The organism is Luteolibacter yonseiensis (genome assembly GCF_016595465.1).
Taxonomy (GTDB): Bacteria; Verrucomicrobiota; Verrucomicrobiia; order Verrucomicrobiales; family Akkermansiaceae; genus Luteolibacter; species Luteolibacter yonseiensis.
Genome location: NZ_JAENIK010000009.1, coordinates 166,004 through 190,809, shown reverse-complemented (window position 1 = coordinate 190,809; position 24,806 = coordinate 166,004). Strand labels below are relative to the sequence as shown.

Sequence of the window (24,806 nt, the reverse complement as noted above, 5' to 3'; positions counted from 1 at the left end):
CCGTCAATCGATCCAAGGATTCTCGAAAATCCGGTTTTCAAAAGGGTGATGGCAGATGCTCTCGCGATTCAACACCGCTTCGCTGCCGAGCCGGTCTATGCGCGGACGGGCAGAGTCTATTTGAAAAGCGAGGGCGTCGAAGAACTGAAACGCCTCAAGGAAGAAACGGCCGGCCGCGCCCGGTAAGAATCTCTCTAAATCAACCGCCTCCGCTTCATTCAAATGGCCCAATGGCAAGGACAGTTCACCGGACGCACGCATGCCTCGAAAGTGGCCGATAGGGAAACGACCCTCCGGGCGACCATCGCCGCCTGTTCAGGAAAATCCCCGGGAGACGGGTCCTTGCCCAACCTGGAATCCTTGGCCCAGCGGGTGATCGAGGCACGTCATCAATGCCTGAAGGCCCGTTTGTCGGCTCTTCGGGAGCCTTCCGGGACTGCTCCGCCGCTGGCTCAAATCGAACGACTGGAAAAGCAGATCGATGGACTCGGGTCGGGTGGAATCGCCGCAATCCTCAGGGAATTCCACTGCCCGCAACCCATTTCGGACTCCATCATGCTTTCCAATGAGCCCGGGTGATACCGCCTCCCCCCTGATTCCCCTCCCAGCTATTCCGCTTGCCGGGCGGCGGCGGGTTGGTTACGGGGTCTGCGTCGCCCGTCACCCGGCCGATCCATTTCAAACCACGCGAAAGACCATTCCCCATGCCCATCACTCGTGCCCTGCTCTCCGTTTCCGATAAAACCGGCCTCGCCGCCTTCGCCAAGGAACTCCATGACATGGGTGTGGAACTGCTTTCCACCGGCGGCACCTCCGCCGCCCTGCGCGATGCCGGCCTGCCCGTGATCGACGTTTCCGAGTTCACCGGCGCGCCGGAACTCTTCGACGGACGTCTCAAGACCCTCCACCCGAAGGTCCACGGCGGCCTGCTCCACCGCCGCGACGACGCGGACCACGTCGCCCAGGCCAAGGCGAACGACATCCCGCCCATCGACCTCGTCGTCGTGAACCTCTACCCGTTCGAGGAAACCGTCGCCAAGCCGAACGTCACGCTTGAGGAAGCCATCGAAAAAATCGACATCGGCGGCCCTTCCATGCTCCGCAGCGCGGCGAAGAACCACTCCAGCGTCACCGTCATCGTCGATCCCGCGGACTACCCGAAGGTCATCGAGGAAATGAAGGAGAACAACGGCAACACCACCAAGGGTTTCCGCGAGCAGCTCGCCGTGAAGGTCTTCCTCCGCACCTCGCAATACGACGCCGCCATCACCAACTACCTCGGCCAATGCCGCACCGGCACCGGCTGCAACTTCACCCTCAGCCTGCCGCTCGAACAAGAGCTCCGCTACGGTGACAATCCGCACCAGAAGTGCTCGCTCTACGGCCGGTTCGGCGACTTCTTCACCCAGGTCCAGGGCAAGGAGCTCAGCTATACCAACATCCTCGACATCGAGGCCGCGTCCGACCTCATCCTCGACTTCGTCCGCCCCACCGTCGCCATCCTCAAGCACACCAACCCATGCGGAGTCGGCCAGGATGACGAGAGCCTCAAGATCGCGTGGCAGAAAGCTTTCGAAACCGACCGCCAGGCCCCGTTCGGCGGCGTCATCGTCGTCAACCGCCCGCTCACCCTCGAGCTCGCCCGCATCATTTCGGAGATCTTCACCGACGTCATCATCGCTCCGGAATTCGAGAGCGACGCCCGCGCCCTTCTCCAGAAGAAGAAAAACCTGCGTCTCATGAAAATGAACGAGGCCTACCTCGCGGAGAAACAATCTCCTGTCATCCGTTCCTGCCCGGGTGGTCTCATGGTCATGGACCGCGACCACACCGCGCTCGGCCTCGACAACCTGGAAGCGAAGGTCGTCACCAAACGCCCGCCGACCGAGGCCGAGATGCGCGCCATGCGCTTCGGCTGGCGCATCGTGAAACACGTGAAGTCCAACGCCATCGTCTACTCCAGCTCGGACCGCACGCTCGGCATCGGCGCCGGCCAGATGAGCCGCGTGGACTCCTCCCGCATCGCCATCTGGAAAGCCAAGGAAGCCGGCCTCAGCCTCGCTGGCAGCATCGTCGCCTCCGACGCCATGTTCCCCTTCGCCGACGGCCTCCAGTCCGCCATCGACGCCGGAGCCACCGCCTGCATCCAGCCCGGGGGTTCCGTCCGTGACGAGGAGGTCATCGCCGCCGCCGACGCCGCGGGCATGGCCATGATCTTCACCGGACACCGCCACTTCAGGCATTGATCCACCCACCGGGAGAGATCCCACCGGGAGCGCGGAATTCATTCGCGAACGCCCGAATCCAAACGGAGGCCGGAATCCCATTCCGCCTCCGTTTTTTTATTTCAAACAACCCGGCAGCGGAATTTTTCACCGCAAAGCAGCAAGGCCTCAAAGCCGGCGAGATCGCAAAGGGGGTGCAAAGAAGAATGGCGGAGGCCTCCCGTTTTTCACAAACGAGGTGATGATTGATCCGGGAACGTCTGACGGCTGGCGAAGTCCATGGACTGCGTGCAGCTTGCTGCCGCTTTCCGTAGCCAGCTTGCTGGCACGGGCGGTGGACTGGCGCCCCCCCTCGGTGTCCCCACCGCCGGCTGTCGCAATGGGATGATCCGCTATTTTGAATCCCGCCCTCCCCCCCGTGCCAGCAAGCTGGCTACGGAAAGCGGCGGCAAGCCGCACGCAGTCCATGGTTCTGGCGAACGCACCCGATCCGCGCTATTCACAACCTTCGCGGCAAGTCGGAAACCGCCGTCACACGTTACTTCCTTTCCAGATACTTCCTGGAACCCAGCACATACTTGTCCGCCCAGCCGCGGATCTTCGCCTGCTCGTCCAGGGAAAGCGTCCTCACCACCTTCGCCGGGGAACCCAGCACCAGCGAGCCCGGCGGGATCACCGTCCCGCCCGTCACCAGCGCGCCCGCGCCGATGATCGACCGCTCGCCGATCACCGCGCCGTCCAGCACGATCGCACCCATGCCGACCAGCACCTCGTCCTTCACCGTGCAGGCGTGTAAAATCGCCGAGTGACCCACCGTAACCAGTTCGCCGACATAACAACCGTAATCATCCGCGAGATGGATCACCGCATTATCCTGCACGTTCGACCTGGGCCCGATGACGATCTCATTGATGTCCCCGCGCAGGGTGGAGTTGTACCACACGCTGGTTTCCTCGTGCAGCGTCACCCTCCCGATCACATCCGCGCTCGCCGCGACGAACGCGCTTTCATGAATGCCCGGGGTAAATTCCAGAAACGTCTCGATGGCCATGCCGCATGCTAGCCACGCCCGCCGTGCACGGCAAGCCGCGAGGGCCGGAGCGGAACAATCGGATTCCCCGTATCCACGCTTGGCAATCTCCCCTATAAATGCCCGACTGTCCCCCGTCCTCCGCGTCATCCCACCCCTCCATGCCTACCGAAAAATCCGCCGAGCTTCGTAAAATGCAGCGCATCGCCACCGCCGCGGTCGCAGTGGCCTTCGCGGTGTTGATCAGCACGCTTTTCATGCCGGATGTGGTGTGGGTCGGCTACCTGCGGGCGTTTTCCGAAGCCGCCGTGATCGGCGGACTGGCGGACTGGTTCGCCGTGACGGCCTTGTTCCGCCACCCCCTCGGCCTTCCCATCCCGCACACGCGCATCCTGCCGCGCGGGAAAAACCGCATCGCCCGCTCGCTCTCGCACTTCGTCGTCAGCAATTTCCTCAGCCGCGAGGTGGTGGAGCGCGAGCTCACCAAGATGGACCTCAGCGCCCGCGGCGCGGAATGGATCACCACGAAGGCGGACGAACTCTCGGCGCGCGCCACCAAATACCTGCCGCGCTTCCTGAACGCCCTGGATGACGAGGACATCACCCGTTTCCTCGAAACCCAGTTCATCGACCGCATCCGGAACATCCCCATCGCCCCGGTGGCCGGGAAACTGATTGAACTGCTCACCTCGGGCGACAAGCACGAGCGCATCGTGGACGACCTGCTCGCCCTCAGCGGCGAGAGCATGGCCGAGAACCGCGACATGCTGACCAACCTGATCCGCAAGGAGATCCCGATGCCGGATTCCTTTTCCGTCCCCGGCATCCCCATTTCCCTGCCCATGGGATCCGTGAAGGACAAGCTGGCCGGCCTCATCGCCGAGGAGGCCATGAAGCGCATCCTGCGCACCATCGGCGAGGTGCGGGAAAACCCGGACCACGAGATCCGCATCCGCATCCAGGAACGCATCGCACGGCTCGCGGCGGACCTGAAGGAGTCCCCGGACATGCTGCTGCGCGGAGAAGAGATCAAGCAGGAGTTCCTCGCGAATCCGAACGTCTCGACCTACGCCGCCCGCATCTGGACGGAGATCAAGAACGCCATCGAGGAAGACGCCGCCCGCCCGGACGGACAGATCCGCCAGCAGATCGCCAACGGCCTGCGCCGGGCCGCCGCACAGGTGAGCGGGGACGAGGCCATCCGCGAGAAATTCAATACCGGCATCCGCGTCACCGTGCTCCACATCATCTCCGACAACACCCCGCAGGTCTCCCGGATCATCGAGGAAACCGTCGCCCGCTGGGACGGCGCGGAACTCGCCCACAAACTCGAACTGGAAGTCGGCCGCGACCTGCAGTTCGTCCGCCTGAACGGCACGCTGGTGGGGGGACTGTTAGGAGTGATGCTGCATTTCGTGACATCGCTTTTCTGAGTATCCGTCACATTCCGACGCCTTGGGAAAACTTACTGTTGTAATTTTTCATCGCCGCTCACTCCTCTTCATTGACGAGGTGGAGGCTGGGGCGGGTCCGGAGATATCGGGCGACCAGAGACATCGGCAACCCGCTTCTCGACAACAAAATCAAGGCACCCGTGCCCGCGAAGACAGGTATCCGGATCGGATATGAGGAATATGCCGGGTAAAGCCACAGAAGCCACGCTCCCAAACAGCTCATGATCGCGATCCATCGGACAGCCGGGCGGCGGATCTCCCCCGCGAGGATGGAGGCGGACAAAGATGCCAAAACAAAGGAGAACGTCCCTAAGTGAAATGCGTTCGCACCGATGTAGCCTCCGCGCAGGTGCCGGCCCTGTACTATCGCGTGGCCAACCATCATCCCCCAAGTCATCGCAAAGGCGAACAATTGAAAAAAGACAACCACCACCGCTAGAAGAACGATGAAAAAGTGGAATCTCGGACGCATCTTTCGACGGATGATTTACACTTTGAAAGAGGTTTGAATAACATATCCCGCACCAAAAACAGAGTGAAAAACCGGTGAAGATCAGTAGTGATGCCGCAACTGCGCTATCTCGATGGCCTGTTCTGTCACCCGATAAAGGAAGCGGTGTTCGCCGTTGATGCGCCTCGACCACCACCCCGCCAACTGGTGTTTCAGTGGCTCGGGTTTGCCGATGCCCTCGTAAGGACTCCGGCGGATATCCTTAATGAGTTGATTGATTCGACGCAGCATCGCCCGATCCGTATCCTGCCAGTAAAGATAGTCCTCCCATGCCTCGTCGGAAAAGATGAGCTTGCGCTTCATCATTCCGGATCAACGGTTCGCTCGCTACCTTTCCCCGCATCCAACTGGGAAATGGAACTCATGATTCGTTTCGCGTTTTTCGGACTTTTGAGAAAGTAGGCGGTTTCTTCCAGTGCTTCGAAGTCTTCCAGCGACATCATCACCACGGCCTGGTCCCTGTTGCGGGTGATGATCACGGGGGCGTGATCCTCGCAGACCTTGTTCATGGTTGAAGCGAGGTTCTCCCGGGCGGCTGTATAGGAAATCGCGTTCATCAATGGACAGTATCATGTCCAGATCCGTCGGTCAAGGGAGCGGTTGTGGATCATCCCGGACCGGTCGCCTCCAGCTGCTTCGCAACCCCTCTTTCCAGAACAAATCCTAGACAAACCCCCGTCCGCTCGACACAAGCGGTTCCGATGAAAAAGACATTCCCACTCACCTCCCCACTCCACCAACCGGCGCGTGTCGTCGAGCAGATCAAGGCGGACGTGCGGAAATACCTGAAGCGCGAGCGCAAGAAGGCGCTGCCGGAGGGCGTGGATTTCTGGGATTTCGACTGCAAGATCGGACAGGGCGAATCGGCTCCGGAGACGAAGCATGTGGAGGAGATCATCCCCGCCATCGACCAGGCCGCTGCGGCGGAGGCGGGTGCGGTTTACATCGAGATCCTCGCGAAGCCGGGCCACCGCAAGCCCAAGGATGGCGCGGACAATCCTGCATAAACACGGGGGATGGAGTAACCCGTATTTCATCTTCACGAACCGTCCGGCGGCGTTTACAAAGCATTCACGATGCTTGAAAACCCACCCACCTCCGGAAAGCTCATGGCCGCGAACCGCGGCGAGATCGCGATCCGTATTTTCCGTGCCGCCACCGAGCTTGGTCTGACGACCGTTTCGATTTTCGCCGAGGAAGATCGTTTTTCCATCCACCGCTTCAAGGCGGACGAGGCCTATCAGCTGGATTCGTCGAAAGGACCGGTCGGCGCGTATCTGGATGTGGAGGGGATCGTGGCGCTGGCGAAGCAGAAGGGCGTGACGATGATCCACCCCGGCTACGGATTCCTCTCGGAAAACGCGGCGTTCGCGCGGGCCTGCGCGCGTGAGGACATCACGTTCATCGGGCCATCCCCGGACCTGTTGGAAAACATGGGAGACAAGACGGCGGCCCGCGCGCTCGCCCACAGCTTCAACGTCCCCACCCTGCCCGGCACCGAGGACCCGATCACCGATCCGGAACAGGCGCTGGTGGTCGCGCGGGAGATCGGATTCCCGCTCATCATCAAGGCGGCCTTCGGCGGCGGCGGGCGCGGCATGCGCGTGGTGGAGAACCCGTCGCAGCTCGCCGGCCTGCTGGCGGAGGCCCAGAACGAGGCGCAGAACGCGTTCGGCAATCCGGCGGTTTTCCTCGAGCGTTACATTTCCCGCGCCAAGCACATCGAGGTGCAGATCCTCGGCGACCAGCACGGGAACGTGGTCCACCTGCACGAGCGGGATTGCTCGGTGCAGCGGCGCTACCAGAAGGTGGTCGAAGTCGCGCCCGCGGTGAATCTCGATCCACGGGTGAAAAAGGAACTCTGCGACGCGGCGGTCGCTCTGGCGAAGGGCATCGGCTACGACAACGCCGGCACCGTCGAGTTCCTCTACGACATGGACAAGAACGACTGGTTCTTCATCGAGATGAACCCGCGCATCCAGGTGGAGCACACGGTGACGGAGTGCGTGACGGGGGTGGACCTTGTCAGATCGCAGATCCTCGTCGCCGCCGGACACACGCTCTTCGGTGAGGAGATCGCCATCCCGCCGCAGGACGAGATCCCGTGCATCGGATACGCGATCCAGAGCCGCGTGACGACGGAGGACCCGGAGAAGAATTTCTCACCGGACTACGGACGCATCCTCAACTACCGCTCGGCGGCGGGCTTCGGCATCCGCCTGGACGCGGCTTCCGGCGACGCCGGATCGGTGGTCACCCCTTACTACGATTCCATGCTGGTGAAGCTCACGGCGATGGGCCGGGATTTCCCGACCGCCTGCCAGCGCATGGACCGCGCCCTGCGCGAGTTCCGCATCCGGGGCGTGAAGACGAACATTCCCTTCCTTGAAAACGTCATCGCGGACGAGACGTTCCGCAGCGGCCAGGCGCATACCAAGCTGATCGACACGAAGACCGAGCTGTTCCAGTTCAAGCGCCGCCGCGACCGCGCGACCCGCACGCTCGCCTATCTCTCGGACATCACGCTGAACGGAAACCCCACCGCGAAGGGCTGGAAACCCGCGGCGGTCATGCAGGAGGCGGTGGTGCCGCGCTCGCTCGTCATCGAACACCAGGCGAAGGTGCCCCGGGGCAGCCGCGATGTGTTGCTGGAACTCGGGCCGGAGAAATTCGCCGAATGGATCCTCGCGGAAAAGCGCCTGCTCATCACGGACACCACCTTCCGTGACGCCCACCAGTCGCTCATCGCCACGCGCATGCGCAGCTTCGACATGCTGCGGGTCGCGGAGGCGGTGGCGCACCGCACGCCCGAACTCTTCTCACTTGAAATGTGGGGCGGCGCGACCTTCGACACGGCGATGCGTTTCCTCAGCGAGTGTCCGTGGGACCGCCTGCGACGCCTGCGCGAGAAGGTGCCGAACATCTGCTTCCAGATGCTCTTCCGCGGCTCGAACGCGGTGGGCTACTCGAACTACCCGGACAACGTCGTCGCCGGATTCGTGAAACACGCGGCGGACTCCGGCATGGACATTTTCCGCATCTTCGACTCGCTGAACTACCTGCCCAACATGACCGTGGCGATGGAAGCCGTGCGCGATCACGGCAAGGCGATCTGTGAAGCGGCCATCTGCTACACCGGCGACATTTCCGACAGCCGCCGCGACAAGTATTCGCTGAAATACTACGTGGAGAAGGCGAAGGAGGTGGAGCGCATGGGCGCGCACATGCTTTGCATCAAGGACATGGCCGGGCTTTGCAAACCGCATGCGGCGTGGAAGCTGGTGGACGCGCTGAAGCAGGAGATCGGCATCCCCGTGCATTTCCACACGCACGACACCTCCGGCATCAACGCCGCCTCCGTCCTCGCCGCCTCGAAGGCGGGTGTGGATGTCGTCGACCTCGCCATCTCCTCGATGTCCGGCTCCACCTCGCAGCCGAACCTCAACTCCGTGGCCGCCGCCCTCACCGGCACCGGACGCGACACCGGGCTGGACTTCGATTCGCTCAACGAGTTTTCCGACTATTGGGAACAGGTGCTCGCGTTCTACCAGCCGTTCGATTCCGCGCCGCGCTCCGGCACGGCGGAGGTTTACGAACACGAGATGCCCGGCGGCCAGTACACCAACCTCCGCGAACAGGCGAACTCCATGGGCCTCGGCCACCGCTGGCGCGAGATCGCCCGCACCTATGCCGAGGTGAACCAGCTTTTCGGCGACATCGTGAAGGTCACGCCCTCGTCGAAGGTCGTCGGGGACATGTGCATGTTCCTCGTCACCCGTGGCATGAAGGCGGCGGACGTGCCGAAGCTCAAGCCCGGCTCGATGGATTTCCCCGAGAGCGTCATCGACATGTTGTCCGGCGGCCTCGGCCAGCCCGACGGCGGCTGGCCGGAGGACGTGCAGAAGGTGGTGCTGGGAAACCGCACCGCGACGACCAAGCGTCCCGGCGAACTCGCCGCAGCCATCGATCTCGAAGCCACCCGCACGGAGCTGGCCTCGAAACTCGGACGCGCCGCCACCGACGACGACCTCTATTCCCACCTGATGTATCCCCAGGTCTTCGCCGACTTCACCGCCTTCCGCGCGAAGTATGACGACCTCAGCGGCCTGCCGACTCCCGCGTTTTTCTATGGCCTGCACATCGGCGAGGAAATCGAGATCGAGATCGACACCGGGAAAATCCTCATCATCAAGCTCATCTCCATCGGCGAGGCGGATTCCGCGGGCCGTAGGGCGTTGTTCTACGAACTCAACGGCATGCCCCGCGAGTCCGTGGTGCTGGACAAATCGCTGCAATCCGTTTCCAAGGCCTCGCGCCCGAAAGGCGAACCGGGAAATCCCGGCCACTCCTGCGCGCCCATGCCCGGCATGGTCACGGAGGTCGCCGTTTCTCCCGGCCAGGAAGTGAAGGCCGGCGACAAGCTCGTCATCCTCGAAGCCATGAAAATGCTCACCACCGTGAGCGCCGGCGCGGACGGGACCATTGCCGATGTCCTCGTGAAAAAGGGCGATCAGGTGGACAGCGACGACCTGCTGGTGAGACTGAAGGCATGACCCTCCAGGGTGACCCTCCGGAATGACCCTGCCGGGAAAGCCTTCCGGCAGGGCGGTTAGATCTCCCATATCCGCCCTTTACGTCGGAAGGAAGCAGGCTAGATTCACCCGTCCCCGCTCCTTTCTCCAGATGATCCGTCCCTCTGTCACGCGCACCACTCCCTCCCGCCTGCCCCGCCACGCCACCTATGTGGCGCTGGCCGCCGCGCTCGCCTCCTGCACGACGACAGGCCCGGCCCCCACCTCGGCGAGATCCGACAGCCACGGACATGCTCCGGCTCCGGAGTTCATCAATGATCCGTTGGAGCCGTTCAACCGCGGCATGTGGGCCGCGAACAAGGGCATCCTCGTGGGCGTGGTGCGACCGGTGGCCAAGGGCTACCGCGCGGTCGTTCCGCCACCGGCGAGGGAATCGATCAACCATTTCCGCCGGAATCTCAACTACCCCGGCCGCCTCATCAATGACACGCTGCAGGGCCGCTGGTCCGATGCCGGTGATGAAACCGTGCGTTTCCTGACAAACACCACCGCGGGCGGTCTCGGATTTTTCGATGTCGCGACGAAATGGAACATCCCGAAAACGGAAGCGAATTTCAGCCAGACCTTCGGCACCTGGGGCTGGAAACCATCGATGTTCCTGGTGCTTCCGTTCGCTGGTCCCAGCGACGACCGGAACGCGACGGGCTACCTCGCGGACAGCGCCGCCGAGCCATGGAACTACGCGGGCTCGCCCTACACCGCCATCGGTCCCGTCACCGCTTTCAACCGCTTGTCCGACAAGGCGGAGAGCGCGGCGCGCATCCTGAAGTCCGAAGACGACTCCTACGCGCTCGCGAAATACGCCTGGAGTTACGCGGCCAAGGACGGCCAGCCGGACTGGCGGGTCGCAGGTCCAGTGGACCGCCCGACCCTTGAAACACTCGGAGCCGTCCAGATCAGCCTGACGGATCCCGAGTTCGGTTCCGACGGCCGTGAGATGTCGGTGAAAATCCCCTCCACCGGGAGGCGGCTGAAGTTCAATTGCTGGATCCAGCCGCAGACGGCTCCGGTCGTTTACATCTCGCCGGGCCTCAGCTCGCACCGCCTTTCCCTCGCCACGCTCTGGCTTGCCGAACAGCTTTATCAGAACGGTTATTCCGTGGTCACCACCTCCAGCGTCTTCCAGCCGGAGTTCATGGAAAACGCTTCCTCCGCCGACGTCCCCGCCTACCCGAAAGTGGACAGCCGCGACCTGCATGTGGCGCTGACGGAAATCGACAGGTTGCTCGCCGGCAAATATCCCGGCCGTTTTGGCAAGAAGGCCCTCGTCGGCTGCTCCATGGGCGGCTTCCTCAGCCTGCGCATCGCCGCCGGCGAGAAGCAGGCGCCGGACGACCTCGTGCGCTTCGACCGCTACGTGGCCATCAACCCGCCGGTGAACCTGCAATACGGTTCGCAGCACCTCGACAGCTACACCCGCGCGCCGCTCGCATGGCCCGCCGCGGAACGCCAGGCACGGCTGAACAACGCCGCGCACAAGGTCGCGAAGCTGATCACCCTGCCTCCCGAAGCGGGCGGGGCTCCTCCGTTCGAAGGCATCGAGACGAAGTATCTCATCGGCCTGACATTCCGTGTCGCCCTGCGGGACATCGTCTACAGCAGCCAGAGGCGCAACAACATGGGCGTCCTGCAAACGCCGATCACTCCGTGGAAGCGTGAGGAGAGCTACCGGGAGATCATGAACTTCACGTTCAGCGACTACTTCCAGCAATTCGCGGTTCCCTACTACCAGCAGCGCGGCATCAGCATGGCGGAACTCCGCCGCGAGGGAAATCTCGCCACCCACACCGCCGCCCTGCGGGACCAGAAAAAGATCCGCGTCATCACCAACCGCAACGATTTCCTGCTGCCGCCGGACGATCTTTCGTGGATGAACTCCACCTTCGGCCCGTCGCGCCTCACGCTCTTCCCCTCCGGCGGCCACATGGGGAACCTGTCCAGCCCTCCGGTGCGGGACGCCATCCTCGGTGCGGTGCGGGATCTGAAGTGACCCATCCATCGCGAGGAGCCGGACAACGGGAAACGCCAAATCCACCGGTCTTGGGACTTTCAAAAATCCCGGACCGGGCCTAACCTGCCCGCCTTGATGACGAAGCACATCCTGCTATTCACCTTCCTCGCCACCCTCTGCGGATGGGCGCAGGAAACTCCGGAGCCACCCGTGCCGGTGGAGCCGCCCGCCGTGGAACAACCCACGACGCCGGACGACGGCGTGCGCGTCTCCGTGCTCGGCTACCACGATTTTTCCGAAACCCTGCCGGAAACCGCGATGCGCATCCGCACCTCGAAGTTCCGCAAGCAGATGGAGACCGTCAGGCAGCTGGGCATCAAGGTCATCACGCTCGACGAGTTCATCGCCTGGAAAAAAGGCGAGCGGGACATCCCGCAGAAGTCGATGCTGCTCACCTTCGACGACGGGTGGAAATCCTTCTACACCGACGCCTACCCCATCCTCCGCGAGTTCAACTATCCGTTCACCCTCTACCTCTACAAGGACTACGTGGACGGCGGCGGCAAGGCTCTCACCATCCCGATGATCCAGGAAATGCTCGGCCACGGATGCACCATCGGCAGCCACTCCGTCAGCCATCCGTTTCCCATCGTCTTCAAGTCCTTCCGCAAGAAGGGTCCGCAGGCCTACGACGCCTTCCTCCGCAAGGAAATGGGGGAATCCAAGCGTTTCCTCGAGGAGAAGTTCCCCGTCAAGGCGAACACCTACTCATATCCCGGCGGCTACCACACCGAGGAGATGCTCACGCTCGGCAAGGAATTCGGCTACACCCACCTCTTCACCGTGCTTCCCGGCAAGGTCAAACGCGGCCTCCCGGACGAGACGCTCCCCCGCTACATGATCCTTGGAAACTATGACAAGGTGTTCGAGCTCGCCACCACCTTCCGCGAGGGCCAGGGCTCCCCGGCGCAGATCGGGGAGGTCGCCGAATTCGTCCAGAAGACACCCTACCCCGTCACCCCGGAGGCCGGTGCCATCATCAACACCCGCCTGCCGGTGATCTCCGCGGATCTCTCGACCCTCGAAAATTTCGATCCCGCCACCCTCACCATGAAGGTCTCCGGCTTCGGCGAGGTCCCGGCCATTTTCTCGGCCGGGACGCGCAAGTATTCCTGGCAGGTGAACCGCCGCCTGCGCCAGCCGGGCTGCCAGGTTCTGATCAGTTGGAAGGATGCCGCCGGAAAAGCCACCGAGACGCCGCTCCGCTGGTCTTTCCAGATCGACCTGGAGTCCGCCTACCTGCCGGACGGCGAGTAGGACTTGCGACCTCGCCGCAGGGCATACGGGTGTGTGTGATCAAAACGGACGGTCCCAACACGGATGATCCCAAAGCGCGTTCTTCCACATGCCAGCACCAACGGTGCGAAATGTGACAGCCCGGGGCAAGCGAAGCGCGGCCCCGGGTAGGGTGATGAAAAATGGTCGAAGTCCTGAAGGGACGCCATCCAAGGCGTGGCGGAGCCCAAAGACATCTTGTTTCCGATATACAAGCCCATTTTGTTTCCGGCATCCTGGGCCATCTTGTTTCCAAGAGCAGGCATCAGATGGACCGCCTCCGGTTTCATCCGATTCCGATCATATGACATCACCGGGCGGACTCTTTACAAATCCGCTCCCTGTTTATGTAGTAAACCTATAGGTTCATGTAGGTGGATGACGGCTGGAAAACCATGTCGAACCACCGGTTTCCATACCATATCCCGGCGGCGGAAAACATCGATATCAGACCGGAACATCCCTGGCACAACCGGTCCGCGACACCCCACCGCCCCTCACCCTGCTCTCCGTTTTCCATAGGAGCAAACCATTGCGTATCCTATGACAAACCGCGCGGCGGCGCTGTGAAAAACACGCATGAAACAGCTCCCGGACCAGTCCGGATCCATCACGACGGAGGCGGGCGGACCGCCGCATTCCGCACATCAAAACAACCACGGCCGCACCTGTTAGATTGTCGGCAGCCCGCTCCCCGGGCACCCCTCCAACGGCATCACATGGCGACTCTTGGCATAGGCGGTGCTCGAAATATCCATGTCCCGACGGCGGGATGCGGCGGAAGCACCCGATGTTATAGGATCGTTTCATAGAGTATTTCCGAAGGTGGAAAAATGGCGGCACGAACACCACGTCCGCCACGCCTCCGATGATGCTGAAACGGCGGACATGTGGCGGCTGCCGTTCCCGTCCGACGTCTGTCAGATCCCCGTCCCAGGACGAAATATCATCATCCGAAAAAAAATCATGACCCGACACCTCCTCGTGCCGCTCCTCGCGGCCTCGCTATCATCAACCGCTTCCGCCCAGACACTCATCTGGGCCGACAACTTCGACACCGGGCAAGGCCAGCTCGCCCTCGACTCGGCTCCGCTGGCGGGCCGGCGCTCCGGAATCGAAGCGGAGAACATCATGGTCCGGTCCGCACAGGTCCAGCAGGTGAGTATCGGCAATAGTTTATACATGTGGGGAAGCGGAGGGCGCGTGCGCTTCCAGAGGGATACAAGCACCTGGTGCGACTTCGCGGCGCTCCCCTCCGCTCCGACCATCCTGGCGGCGGGCGGACTCACCGTGGAATTCGACATCAACACCCGGTTCGGCACGCTTGAAGGGGCCTTTGTGGGATTCGCGGTCGGCTTTGCCGGTCCCGGCGAGCCTGGTGTCCGTATCACGGACTCAGGAACGGACCATGCCGTCCGGTTTGGCAAGGAAGGCATCCACACACGCTACAAGAACGGCGTGGTCACCGGCGACCCGGTCACCGCCACCGCCACCGGGCATGTGAAAATCGAATATCTTTTCAACTCTTTCGCGGACGGTTCGCCGGTCACGGTCAAGACCACCCTGGCCGGCAACGTGGTCGGCTACGACACGTTCACCTGGAATGGAAACGCGGGCAAGCTCCACATGGAGCTGGAGAACCGTGGCGGAAGCGACCAATATCTCGACAACATCAGGATCTCCACCGCCGTACTCTACGACGTGAGCCTGACGACGTCCGGATATGACTTCAACACCTCATCTGCGGCGGGCACGCCGATCGGCGATCTCACCGCCAAAACACCGCTGAATGAAAGCGGTGACGAACCAATGACCTATGCCTTGGTCTCTGGTGATGGCTCGACGGACAACGACAAGTTCTCCATCAATTCTTTCGACCAACTGGTCTCGGGGTCCTACAACTTCAAGCTGGGTGCCGCGGGAAAGACCTATTCCGTCCGTGTGAGAGGTACTGGCGCCACCACCGGCTCCTTCTCGGAAAAAATCTTCCTCATCAAGCCCGTCAAGGATGACGATGCCGACATGCTGCCTGACGACTGGGAGCTCGGTTTCCCCGGCCACACGAGCCTCGCCGACCTGACCGGCCTGGTCTTCGGCGAAGGTCCGGGCGCGGGCACCGGTGACTACGATGGCGATGGATTCTCCGACGCGGACGAGTATTTCTACTGGGTCATGGAGCCGGGCTTGTCACCTTACTCGCTGGACAGCGACGGCGATGGTCTTCCCGACTCGGAAGAAACCGCGCCGCCCGAAGGACGCGTCGTCACCAATCCGCGTCTGGCCGATAGCGATGCCGACGGCATCCCGGACAAGGATGAATATACCGTGGGCACCAATCCCAATGTGGCCGACACGGATGAAGACGGCTCCCGCGATGGTTTCGAGGTCTCCCATGGCAGCGACCCGCTTTCCTATGTCTCACGCCCGGCGCTGCCGGCCGGCTTCGCCCTGGTTCCGGTGACCGATGATGCCAGCACCGGCATCAGCAGCACGAAGACTTACACCCACCGTGTCAGCGGGGGCGGGGCCGCCACGATCAACGGAGTCGCCTTCGACACGCTCACCGCGGGTGCGGCTCCTGCGGACTTCACATGGACGAGCGCTGCGAAGAATCAATTCACGGCGACACAGCTCGGTGGCTGGGTGGCCGCGACCGGTGGAGTCACCGGCACCGGCCTCCAGCAATTGCTCGGCACCTTCACCTACGGCTCCCCTCTCCAGACCTACCAGCTGGGCAACCTGACCCCGGGCCAGACCTATGATGTGAGGATCTACATCCGCGCCTACTCCCAAGACTCCCTCCGGCCGATCAACTTCACCTATACCAACGGCAGCGAGGTCGGAATACCTTTCGGAGCGCTCCTTCCCGACCGTCCGAAAATCATGCTGAGCACCGACATCAACAGCACGGACCCCAACAACGACTCGGCGTATTACGTGAGCTACCGTTATGTGGCCCGGGAGACGACCTTGAGAATCGAAGCCGCCGGGAGCACCGCGGACAGCTTCCACTTTTACGGCCTGACCAACGAGGTGGTGGTGACAAATGCCGGTCCGTATGCCTCCTATTCCTCTGTCATCCCCAACGAAGCGGACCGCGACAAATCGGACGATCCGGATGGCGACGGCTTCACGAACCTCCAGGAATACCTTTTGGGAGGTTCACCCGTCGCCGGCACCCCTTCGCTGGCGACATTCGAGAAAACAAGCGGAGGACTCATCGTCCGCTGGCTGGAACGCGCGGGCGGGGTTTACGTCCTCCAGGAAGGCTCCACTCTCGCCGATCCGTGGGGCGTCAGCGCGGTGGTTCCAACCGTATCCGCCGACCAAACCGGAAAATATTCCGATGACTACACCCGCAAGGAGGCGCTGATCCCGCTGGATGCGGTGCGCAAATTCGTCCGGGTGAAGGCTTCGACCGCCGAATAAACTCCCCATCGCCCCGAGACCGCCCCATTTCCGCCACCGGCTTCCAGGCTGGTGGCGGATTTCCGTATTTCCACCGGGATGCCCCCCGTGATCCCATGGCTCTTGCATCCAAGGGCATTCCATGTCAGCCATTCCGTGCGGAAGGTTCGCCCCCGTTCCCAATCCTGATCCAAGATTCAAAACTTCCACCATGTTCACATCGCTCTCCGACAGCCTCGACAAGACTTTCCGCAACCTCCGTGGCGTCGGAAAAATCTCGGAAAAGAACATCGCCGACGCGCTCCGGGAAATCCGCATCGCGCTGCTGGAGGCGGATGTCGAATTCGGCGTCGCCAAGGATTTCATCTCCCGGGTGAAGGAAAAGGCCATGGGCGAGGACGTTCTCAAGTCCATCAAGCCCGGTGAACAGATCGTCAAGATCTTCCACGACGAGCTGGAAGCCCTTCTCGGCGGCGACCAGGCACCGCTCGACCTCAACCCGCCCGCCCGCATCCTCATCTGCGGCCTCAACGGTGCCGGCAAGACCACCACCTCCGCCAAACTCGCCAACCGCCTGAAAAAGGAGGGCCGACGCCCGCTGCTCATCGCCTGCGACCTTTACCGCCCCGCCGCCATCGACCAGCTCGCCGTGCTCGCGAAACAGATCGACGTGCCTTGCTACACCCCGGATGCCTCGGAAAGCGACGTCGTGAAAGTCGCCAAGGACGCCCTCGCATGGGCCGAGAAGCAGCAGGGCACCGTGCTCATCTTCGACACCGCCGGCCGCCAGGAGATCGATGAGAAACTCATCCTCGAGCTCAAGCGCCTGCACGATTTCGTCAAGCCGAAGGAAACCCTCCTCGTCGCGGACTCCGCCACCGGCCAGCAGGCCGTCTCCGTGGCCGAACACTTCGACGGTGCCGTCGGCATCACCGGCATCATCCTCACCAAGCTCGACGGAGACGCCCGCGGCGGCGCCGCCCTCTCGATGCGCGCCGTCACCGGCAAGCCGATCAAATACGCCGGCGAGGGCGAGAAGCTGGACCAGCTTTTCGAATTCCACCCGAGCCGCATGGCGGACCGCATCCTCGGCATGGGCGACATCGTCGGCATGGTCGAGCAGGTCGCGGACAAGGTGAACGAGGCCGACGCCATGCGCTCGATGAAGCGCATGCAGGAAGGAAAGTTCGATTTCACCGACTTCCTCGACCAGATGAAGATGATCCAGAACCTCGGTCCGCTCGAAGGCCTGCTGGGCCTCATGCCCGGATTCAGCAAGATCAAGAAGCAGCTCCCCGCCGGTGCCTTCGACAACAAGAAGATCAAGCGCACCGAGGCCATCGTGCTCTCGATGACGCTGGAGGAGCGCACCCGCCCCGAGATCATCAAGGGCTCGCGCCGCCAGCGCATCGCCGACGGCTCCGGCACCACCCTCATGGAGGTGAACCAGCTCATCAAGCAGTTCGGCGAGATGCGCAAGATGATGAAATCCCCCACGAAAATGGGCAACATGATGAAACAACTCGGCGGAGCCCCCGGCATGAAGGACATCATGAAAGGCTTCGGCGGCGGGAAATTCCCGTTCTGAACCCGAGTGCGGGACTCATTTCTCACCCATGAAAAAGCGCCCGGCGAAAGAATCCGCTCATTCCGGGGATTATTCCGGCCTCGTCGGCAACATCGGCGAGTTGCTGGACTCTGCCCGCCGCTCCTCCGCCCGGGCCGTCAACGCCGTCATGACCGCGACGTATTGGGAAATCGGGCGGAACATCGTGGAATTCGAACAACAGGGAAAAGAACGGGCGGAGTATGGAGAACGATTGCCCGCCAATCTTTCGACAGATTTGACCACACGCTACGGAAGAGGTTTCGGTTTGGTTCAAGTCCGCATCATGCGCCAGTTTTTCCTCACCTATCCGATGGCTCCCCAGGCGTCCGGATCCCCCGCTCCCATTCGTCAATCATCGATTGACGAATTTCCCTCCACCCTCCCTCCGTCCATTCGCCAATCCCTGATTGGCGAATCCCGGCAATCTTGCGACATCGGTCAGATGCATCTCTATTTGAACTATGCGCGCGAGCATTGGTGTGAAGAAAACGAGAACCCACCCATCGGACTCATCCTCTGCACGGAAAAAGGAGAATCCCTCGCCCGTTATGCTCTGGAGGGGTTGCCGAACAAAACCCTCGTCCGCGAATACCGCACCGTGCTTCCCGACGAACAACGTCTTGCTGATGAAATCCAGAACGCCTGGCACAAGCTTTCCAACCGCGGCTGATGCACCCCGAACCCATCTACATCTGCGGCCCCACCGCATCGGGAAAGTCATCGCTCGCATTGGAGACGGCGGCGGAGCTTGATGGAGAGATCGTCAATGCCGACGCGTTCCAACTCTACCGGGGACTCGAAATCATCAGCGCCGCGCCACCCGCCCACGAGCGCGGGATCGTCCCCCATCACCTCTACGGAGTGCTCGCTCCCACCGAATCCGCGGACGCGCAGCGCTATGTGAATCTCGCGAAGCCCGTCATCGCGGAAATCCAGTCCCGGGGCAAAACACCCGTCATCACCGGCGGCTCCGGGCTTTACCTGAAATTCCTCACCCACGGTGCCGCGCCGCTGCCCACCGGGGATGCCGCGCTGCGGGAGGAGATGGACGCGCGTCCGCTGGAAGACCTGGTGGCACAGCTCATCGAACTCGATCCGGTGGAAGCCTCGCGCACCGCCTTGCAGAACCGACGCTTCGTCTCACGGGCGTTGGAAATCTGCCTGCTCAGCGGACAGAAGGCCTCCGACCTGCGGGACGGTTGGGAAGCCCAGACGGCGGAGATCTCATCCAAACTGCGTGGCATCGTCATCCAGCGCACCCGTCCGGACCTGCACGCCCGCATCGCCCTGCGGACCCGCGCCATGCTGGACGGCGGAGCGATGGAGGAAGTCGCCGCGCTGTCGGACATTTCCACCAACTGCGAAAAAGCCATCGGCTTCCGGGAAGTCCGCGCGCTCGTCGCCGGGGAGATCGACCGAACGACCTGCGAGGAACTCATCAACGCCGCAACCCGCCAGTACGCGAAACGCCAGGAAACCTGGTTCCGCCGGGAAAAATGGCTGGTTCCGCGAATCGCCTGACGCGCCGTGAAGACCGGTTTCCCTTGCCCCTCCCCCGCGCCGCTCCTATCAATCGGAGGGCCGGTCCCGCCCGATTGAAGATGAAAATTGCCCCGCTGATCCCCTCCGTCCTGCTTCTGCTGCTGCCTTTCACGGCGGTTGCGGCCGACGCGCATGCACCGGGATTCATCACCGAGATGGCGGGCTTCCCCGCGCTGGAGGAAGCCCGCGGATTGACGGACATCTGGGAAAAACTGGCCTTCCGGGCGGAACAACAACCGTTCCTGCTGGCCGCGACGGTCATCTTCATCCTCGCCATCTGCCACACGTTTTTCGCGGTTCCGATCACGAGGCTCTCGCACAAGATCCGGCACGACCACGAGGCGGCGATCCGCAGGGAACGCGCTTCCAAGGGTGACACCACCGGCGCGGGAGACCTCGTGAGCTTCAAGGCGACGATGCTGCATTTCCTCGGCGAGGTGGAGGCGATTTTCGGAATCTGGGTGCTGGCGCTCCTCGGAGCGATGTTCGCCTTCCACGACCTGGCGACGGTGAAGGGCTACATCATGGGGGTGAATTTCACCGAGCCGTTGTTCGTGGTCGTCATCATGGCGCTCGCCTCCACCCGGCCCATCCTGCGTTTTGCGGAAGCGTGCCTCGGCTTCTTCGCGCGGTTCGGCAGACAATCACCCGCCGCGTGGTGGCTCTCCATCATGATCGTGGCTCCGTTGCTGGGGTCCCTCATCACCGAACCGGGCGCCATGACCATCGCGGCGATGCTGCTGGCGAAGAAATTCTATCAGCTCAAGCCGTCCCCCGCGTTCGCCTACGCCACGCTCGGCCTGTTGTTCGTGAACATCTCCGTCGGCGGAGTGCTGACGAACTTCGCCGCGCCGCCGGTGCTGATGGTCGCGGAAAAGTGGGGTCTGACGACTCTGGAGATGCTGACCCACTATGGTGACAAGGCGGTCGTATCCATCTTGGTTTCCAGCGGCCTCTGCTTCGCATGCTTCCGCAAGGAACTCGCGGCCATGCGCGGACGGGCGGGCGACCATGATGGCGACGGCGCGGGAGACCTGATCCAGGAAGAACGCCGCGTGCCGGTTTTCATCACCCTCACCCACCTCGCGTTCATGGCGTGGACGGTGGCGTTCTCGCATTACCCGCCGCTGTTCATCGGTGGTTTCCTGTTCTTCCTCGCGTTCTCACAAGCCACGGCCCATCACCAGACCAGGATCAACCTGCGCGGGCCGATCCTCGTCGGATTCTTCCTCGGCGGTCTGGTCATCCACGGCGGCCTGCAAGGCTGGTGGCTGGCACCGATCATTTCCAGCCTCGGCGAATGGCCGCTCTTTCTCGGGTCCACCATCCTGACCTCCTTCAATGACAATGCGGCCATCACCTTCCTCGCCAGCCAGGTGGACGGCCTCTCGCCCCAGCTCAAGTATGCGGTTCTCGCCGGCGCCGTCAGCGGCGGCGGGCTCACCGTCATCGCGAACGCGCCCAATCCGGCGGGACAGGCCTTGCTGGGCCGTTTCTTCGGGGAAGGCGTCTCACCGCTCAAGCTCGCGCTGGGGGCCCTCATCCCCACGATCATCGTCGCGCTGTGCATGATGTTCATGCCGGACCGTGGGGTGGACAAAATGTTCGCGCCCGTGGAAAATGCCTCCGCCACCCCACCCTCACACCCGTAATCCATCCCATGTTCACCGGTCTTGTAGAATCCGTCGGAAAAGTCGTCAGCCTTGAGCCTGTGGGCGACCAGGCTCGGCTTTTGTTGGAGCTTCCCTTCGCCTCCGAACTCGCACTCGGCGACTCGGTGGCGATCAACGGCTGCTGCCTGACGGTCGCGGAATTTCCGCCCGCCGGCACCGCGTTCGACCTGCTGGCCCAGACGCTGAAAGTCACCTCGCTGGGAGACTTGAAAGCGGGTTCGGTGGTGAATCTGGAGCGCGCGATGATGGTCGGCGACCGCTTCGGCGGCCACTTCGTCCAAGGCCACGTGGACGCCGCCGGGACGATCACGCGGCTTGAGGAAAACGGCCAGGACCACATCCTGGGCGTCGCGCTGCCGCCGGAGATCCACCGCCACTGCATCGACAAGGGCTCGCTCACGGTGGATGGCATTTCACTCACCATCGCGGAGCTCGGGCCGGAGGAGGCGGTTTTCTGGATCACGCCGCACACCTGGGCACACACCCACCTGCACCTCGCACGGACCGGCCAGGCGGTGAATCTGGAAGTGGACCTGCTCGCGAAGTATGTGGACAAGCTGCTGGCGGCGCGCGGGCTTGCGTCCTGAATTCCTTGTTCTTAGTTTCATCCTTTAAGATCAAACACACCACCCATGACCCGCTTCCGCCCCTGCATCGACCTCCACCAAGGCAAGGTGAAACAAATCGTCGGCGGCAGCCTGCGCGACGAAGGCGCGGGACCGACGGAAAATTTCGTCTCGGACCGTCCCTCCTCATGGTTTGCGGAAACGTTCCGCGATGACCGGCTCACCGGCGGGCACGTGATCAAGCTCGGCCCGGGCAACGATGAAGCCGCCCGCAGAGCGCTCGCGGCATGGCCCGGCGGCCTGCAGATCGGCGGCGGCATCCATGAGGGGAACGCGGCGGGGTGGCTGGACGCCGGAGCGAGCCACGTCATCGTGACCTCCGCGTTGTTTGACGCGGACGGCAGATTCCTGGCGGACACGCTGGACTCGCTGGTCCGGAAGATCGGCAGGGAAAAACTCGTCATCGACCTTTCCTGCCGCCGCACGCCGGACGGCTGGACGGTGGCGATGAACCGCTGGCAGACGCCCACCGAACTGGTCGTGGATCACGCGACGCTGGACCGGCTCGCGCCATTCTGTGACGAATTCCTCATCCACGCCGCCGACGTGGAGGGACTGTGCCGCGGCATCGATGCCGACCTCGTGGCGTTGCTCGGGAAATGGGGAAAACTTCCGGTCACCTACGCGGGCGGGGCGGCCACGATGCTGGACCTCGAACTCGTCGAACAGGCGGGCTGCGGGGCGGTGGACGTGACGGTGGGCAGCGCGCTGGACCTTTTCGGCGGCAAGGGATTGGTTTACAAGGATCTGGTCAGCTGGAACGGACGGCTTTCATGACTTTTCCGGAAAGCGGTTGCACGCCGCCATTCCCCTGCCCTACGCTCCTTCCGTGCCTCACATTGACATGCAACCTTTAACCGACGGGGTGGTGATGAACCGCGATTTCCTGCGGTCGGTGTTTCATTCGATGCTGCGTGCGAGATTTATGGAAAACAAGCTCTCCAGTCTCTACAAGGCGGGGAAAATCGTCGGCGGCGTCTACCTCGGGCGCGGCCAGGAAGCGGTGAGCGCCACCCTCGGCACCGCCTTGATCCAGGGCACGGATTTCTTCGCACCGCTCATCCGCGACCAGGCGGGGCGCACGGCCTTCGGCGAGCCGCTCATCGACTGCACGCGCACCTACCTCGGCTCGGTCGAGGGGCCGATGCGCGGGCGTGACGGCAACATCCACCGCGGACGCCCGGAAAAGGGCATGCCCGCGATGATCTCCCACCTCGGCGCGCAGGTGCCGCTGATCGCGGGAATGCTTTTCGCCAAACGCCTGCAGGGTACGCTCGCCGGACGTGTCGGCGCGACCTGCATCGGCGACGGAGCGACCTCCACCGGAGCCTTTCACGAGGGGCTGAACCTGGCCGCCGTCGAGCGCCTGCCGATGGTCGTCGTGGTGGGGAACAACCAGTTCGCCTACTCCACCCCGAACAACCGCCAGTTCGCCTGCCGGGATCTGGTGGAAAAGGCGCGCGGCTACGGCATCGGCGGTTTCTCGGTGGACGGCACGGACCTGCTGGCCTGCGCGTCGGTCATCTGCGAGGCGGTGAAACGCGCGCGGGAAGGCGGCGGACCGCAGCTTGTCGTGGCGCAGTTGCTGCGCCTGACCGGCCATGGCGAGCATGACGACGGTTCCTACGTTCCCGAGGAGATCCGCAACGGACACTACGGGCGGGATTGCATCGATGTCGCCATCCGCCAGCTCGTGGAAAACGGCCATGCCACCGAGGACGAGATCGCGCTGTGGCATGAGGAATTCGCCGAGGAGGTGCAGCGCGCCGTGGCCCAGGCCCAGCAGGAGGAGGTCCCGGATCCATACAAGGAAAACTGGACCGCGCTCTCCACGAAATTTCCCCTTTCCCAGCCATCAGTCCAGTGAGTGTTACCTACATCGACGCCATCCGCGAAGCACAGGAAAAGCTCCTGCGTGAGGACCCCCGCGTGTTTCTCTACGGCCAGGACATCGCGACCTTCGGCGGCGCGTTCAAGGCGACGAAGGGGCTGGCCGAGCAATTTCCCGACAGGGTGTTCGACGCGCCGATCTCGGAGGACGCGATGATCGGCATGGCCGTCGGCGCCGCCATCGAGGGCATGCGGCCGATCGTGGAAATGCAGTTCGCGGATTTCTCCTCCATCGCCTTCAACCAGATCATCAACCAGGCGGCGACGCATTTCTACCGCACGGGCATGCCCATCCCGCTCACCGTGCGGCTGCCCTCCGGCGGCACGCCCGGCTCCGGCCCCTTCCACAGCCAGAGCATGGAGGGGATCTACGCGCAGTATCCCGGCCTGGTGGTCGTGACACCGGCGACCGTCTCCGACGCCTATCACATGCTGCTGGACGGCGTCGCGCTGGATGATCCGGTCATCTACTGCGAGCACAAGTTCCTCTACCGCTGGCTCAAGTCCAAGTCGATCAACGGCGACCACCTGCCCATCGGCCAGGCCCGCATCACCCGCCCCGGCAAACACGCCACGGTCGTCGCCTACAGCGCGATGGTCCACGAGGCGGTGCGCGCCGCGGAACGGCTGACGCAGGACGGCTGGGAAATCGAGGTGGTGGACCTGCGCTCGGTGAAGCCGCTGGATCTCGACACCATCCTCGCCTCCGTCGCACGGACGGGACGGCTGCTGGCCGTGGGAGAGGCCTTCCCATGGGGCGGCGTCACGGCGGAGGTCGTCTCACGCGTCACCGAGGAAGGTTTCCACCTGCTGGACGCGCCGCCGCAGCGGTTGAACGCGAGGGACACTCCCGTGCCCTACCACCCGAAGCTCTGGGCCGCCCACCGGCCGACGCCGGAGTCCATCTGCGAGGCCCTCCGCAAACTGCTTTCCTTCTAACCCGTTTTCCCGGAACACCGA

General features: G+C 62.9%; 19 protein-coding genes. 15 read left to right on the top strand and 4 right to left on the bottom strand.

All coding sequences use genetic code 11. The features are described 5' to 3' along the window. Positions 1-3: 3 nt before the first annotated feature. On the bottom strand, positions 4-261 hold the full coding sequence (locus JIN84_RS08395) for a hypothetical protein (protein ID WP_200350591.1): 258 nt from the start codon (positions 259-261) through the stop codon (positions 4-6). A gap of 443 nt (positions 262-704) precedes the next feature. Between JIN84_RS08395 and purH the strand changes: the two genes are divergently transcribed. Continuing rightward, the gene (purH, locus tag JIN84_RS08390; protein ID WP_234043347.1) at positions 705-2,246 is read left to right on the top strand and encodes a bifunctional phosphoribosylaminoimidazolecarboxamide formyltransferase/IMP cyclohydrolase; all 1,542 of its coding nucleotides are present in this window, start codon (positions 705-707) and stop codon (positions 2,244-2,246) included. Between the two features lie 517 nt (positions 2,247-2,763). Here the strand turns inward: purH and JIN84_RS08385 are convergent. Further along, positions 2,764-3,276, bottom strand: coding sequence for a gamma carbonic anhydrase family protein (locus JIN84_RS08385; protein WP_200350590.1), 513 nt, complete (start codon positions 3,274-3,276; stop codon positions 2,764-2,766). Between the two features lie 140 nt (positions 3,277-3,416). Between JIN84_RS08385 and JIN84_RS08380 the strand changes: the two genes are divergently transcribed. After that, positions 3,417-4,688, top strand: coding sequence for a DUF445 domain-containing protein (locus JIN84_RS08380; RefSeq protein ID WP_200350589.1), 1,272 nt, complete (start codon positions 3,417-3,419; stop codon positions 4,686-4,688). Between the two features lie 574 nt (positions 4,689-5,262). Here JIN84_RS08380 and JIN84_RS08375 read toward each other — a convergent pair. Both JIN84_RS08375 and JIN84_RS08370 read right to left on the bottom strand, forming a co-directional pair. Then, complete coding sequence (locus JIN84_RS08375; RefSeq protein WP_267908196.1) at positions 5,263-5,523, bottom strand: Txe/YoeB family addiction module toxin; 261 nt, start codon at positions 5,521-5,523, stop codon at positions 5,263-5,265. Beyond that, positions 5,523-5,777, bottom strand: a complete 255-nt coding sequence (locus tag JIN84_RS08370; RefSeq protein WP_200350587.1) for a type II toxin-antitoxin system Phd/YefM family antitoxin — start codon at positions 5,775-5,777, stop codon at positions 5,523-5,525. Before JIN84_RS08370 ends, JIN84_RS08375 begins: the two co-directional genes overlap by 1 nt. Before the next feature lie 144 nt (positions 5,778-5,921). Between JIN84_RS08370 and JIN84_RS08365 the strand changes: the two genes are divergently transcribed. From JIN84_RS08365 to JIN84_RS08305, 13 genes are all read left to right on the top strand, one after another. Next, positions 5,922-6,227, top strand: a complete 306-nt coding sequence (locus JIN84_RS08365; protein WP_200350586.1) for a DUF6172 family protein — start codon at positions 5,922-5,924, stop codon at positions 6,225-6,227. A 69-nt stretch (positions 6,228-6,296) separates the two neighbouring features. Beyond that, positions 6,297-9,773, top strand: coding sequence for a pyruvate carboxylase (locus JIN84_RS08360; RefSeq protein ID WP_200350585.1), 3,477 nt, complete (start codon positions 6,297-6,299; stop codon positions 9,771-9,773). Positions 9,774-9,903: 130 nt separating this feature from the next. Continuing rightward, a complete protein-coding gene (locus JIN84_RS08355) occupies positions 9,904-11,802 on the top strand; it encodes an MlaA family lipoprotein (RefSeq protein ID WP_200350584.1) in 1,899 nt (632 codons plus the stop codon). Positions 11,803-11,898: 96 nt separating this feature from the next. Next, positions 11,899-13,080 (top strand): polysaccharide deacetylase family protein, encoded by a 1,182-nt coding sequence (locus JIN84_RS08350; RefSeq protein WP_200350583.1) that lies wholly within the window; start codon positions 11,899-11,901, stop codon positions 13,078-13,080. A gap of 984 nt (positions 13,081-14,064) precedes the next feature. Beyond that, positions 14,065-16,527, top strand: a complete 2,463-nt coding sequence (locus JIN84_RS08345) for a thrombospondin type 3 repeat-containing protein (RefSeq protein ID WP_200350582.1) — start codon at positions 14,065-14,067, stop codon at positions 16,525-16,527. Between the two features lie 190 nt (positions 16,528-16,717). Further along, a complete protein-coding gene (gene ffh, locus JIN84_RS08340; RefSeq protein ID WP_200350581.1) occupies positions 16,718-18,094 on the top strand; it encodes a signal recognition particle protein in 1,377 nt (458 codons plus the stop codon). A gap of 28 nt (positions 18,095-18,122) precedes the next feature. After that, the gene (locus JIN84_RS08335; RefSeq protein ID WP_200350580.1) at positions 18,123-18,785 is read left to right on the top strand and encodes a PDDEXK nuclease domain-containing protein; all 663 of its coding nucleotides are present in this window, start codon (positions 18,123-18,125) and stop codon (positions 18,783-18,785) included. Then, entirely contained in the window at positions 18,785-19,636 is an 852-nt protein-coding gene (gene miaA, locus JIN84_RS08330; RefSeq protein WP_200350579.1) for a tRNA (adenosine(37)-N6)-dimethylallyltransferase MiaA, read from the top strand. Before JIN84_RS08335 ends, miaA begins: the two co-directional genes overlap by 1 nt. A gap of 80 nt (positions 19,637-19,716) precedes the next feature. After that, entirely contained in the window at positions 19,717-21,309 is a 1,593-nt protein-coding gene (locus tag JIN84_RS08325; protein WP_200350578.1) for a putative Na+/H+ antiporter, read from the top strand. A gap of 8 nt (positions 21,310-21,317) precedes the next feature. Then, positions 21,318-21,917, top strand: a complete 600-nt coding sequence (locus JIN84_RS08320) for a riboflavin synthase (protein ID WP_200350577.1) — start codon at positions 21,318-21,320, stop codon at positions 21,915-21,917. Positions 21,918-21,962: 45 nt separating this feature from the next. After that, positions 21,963-22,733 carry a phosphoribosylformimino-5-aminoimidazole carboxamide ribotide isomerase gene (hisA, locus tag JIN84_RS08315; protein WP_200350576.1) on the top strand — a complete coding sequence of 257 codons (771 nt, stop codon included), beginning with the start codon at positions 21,963-21,965 and terminating at the stop codon, positions 22,731-22,733. A 67-nt stretch (positions 22,734-22,800) separates the two neighbouring features. Further along, entirely contained in the window at positions 22,801-23,823 is a 1,023-nt protein-coding gene (locus JIN84_RS08310; RefSeq protein WP_234043344.1) for a thiamine pyrophosphate-dependent dehydrogenase E1 component subunit alpha, read from the top strand. Further along, entirely contained in the window at positions 23,820-24,785 is a 966-nt protein-coding gene (locus JIN84_RS08305; protein WP_200350575.1) for a transketolase C-terminal domain-containing protein, read from the top strand. The genes JIN84_RS08310 and JIN84_RS08305 overlap by 4 nt, the downstream gene beginning before the upstream one ends. Positions 24,786-24,806 lie beyond the last annotated feature (21 nt).

What these genes read in the sequence shown, in the direction of transcription:
- JIN84_RS08395 (WP_200350591.1), bottom strand. Translation starts at nt 261, where the DNA reads ATGCGTGCGTCCGGTGAACTGTCCTTGCCATTGGGCCATTTGAATGAA.
- purH (WP_234043347.1), top strand. Translation starts at nt 705, where the DNA reads ATGCCCATCACTCGTGCCCTGCTCTCCGTTTCCGATAAAACCGGCCTC.
- JIN84_RS08385 (WP_200350590.1), bottom strand. Translation starts at nt 3,276, where the DNA reads ATGGCCATCGAGACGTTTCTGGAATTTACCCCGGGCATTCATGAAAGC.
- JIN84_RS08380 (WP_200350589.1), top strand. Translation starts at nt 3,417, where the DNA reads ATGCCTACCGAAAAATCCGCCGAGCTTCGTAAAATGCAGCGCATCGCC.
- JIN84_RS08375 (WP_267908196.1), bottom strand. Translation starts at nt 5,523, where the DNA reads ATGAAGCGCAAGCTCATCTTTTCCGACGAGGCATGGGAGGACTATCTT.
- JIN84_RS08370 (WP_200350587.1), bottom strand. Translation starts at nt 5,777, where the DNA reads ATGAACGCGATTTCCTATACAGCCGCCCGGGAGAACCTCGCTTCAACC.
- JIN84_RS08365 (WP_200350586.1), top strand. Translation starts at nt 5,922, where the DNA reads ATGAAAAAGACATTCCCACTCACCTCCCCACTCCACCAACCGGCGCGT.
- JIN84_RS08360 (WP_200350585.1), top strand. Translation starts at nt 6,297, where the DNA reads ATGCTTGAAAACCCACCCACCTCCGGAAAGCTCATGGCCGCGAACCGC.
- JIN84_RS08355 (WP_200350584.1), top strand. Translation starts at nt 9,904, where the DNA reads ATGATCCGTCCCTCTGTCACGCGCACCACTCCCTCCCGCCTGCCCCGC.
- JIN84_RS08350 (WP_200350583.1), top strand. Translation starts at nt 11,899, where the DNA reads ATGACGAAGCACATCCTGCTATTCACCTTCCTCGCCACCCTCTGCGGA.
- JIN84_RS08345 (WP_200350582.1), top strand. Translation starts at nt 14,065, where the DNA reads ATGACCCGACACCTCCTCGTGCCGCTCCTCGCGGCCTCGCTATCATCA.
- ffh (WP_200350581.1), top strand. Translation starts at nt 16,718, where the DNA reads ATGTTCACATCGCTCTCCGACAGCCTCGACAAGACTTTCCGCAACCTC.
- JIN84_RS08335 (WP_200350580.1), top strand. Translation starts at nt 18,123, where the DNA reads ATGAAAAAGCGCCCGGCGAAAGAATCCGCTCATTCCGGGGATTATTCC.
- miaA (WP_200350579.1), top strand. Translation starts at nt 18,785, where the DNA reads ATGCACCCCGAACCCATCTACATCTGCGGCCCCACCGCATCGGGAAAG.
- JIN84_RS08325 (WP_200350578.1), top strand. Translation starts at nt 19,717, where the DNA reads ATGAAAATTGCCCCGCTGATCCCCTCCGTCCTGCTTCTGCTGCTGCCT.
- JIN84_RS08320 (WP_200350577.1), top strand. Translation starts at nt 21,318, where the DNA reads ATGTTCACCGGTCTTGTAGAATCCGTCGGAAAAGTCGTCAGCCTTGAG.
- hisA (WP_200350576.1), top strand. Translation starts at nt 21,963, where the DNA reads ATGACCCGCTTCCGCCCCTGCATCGACCTCCACCAAGGCAAGGTGAAA.
- JIN84_RS08310 (WP_234043344.1), top strand. Translation starts at nt 22,801, where the DNA reads ATGCAACCTTTAACCGACGGGGTGGTGATGAACCGCGATTTCCTGCGG.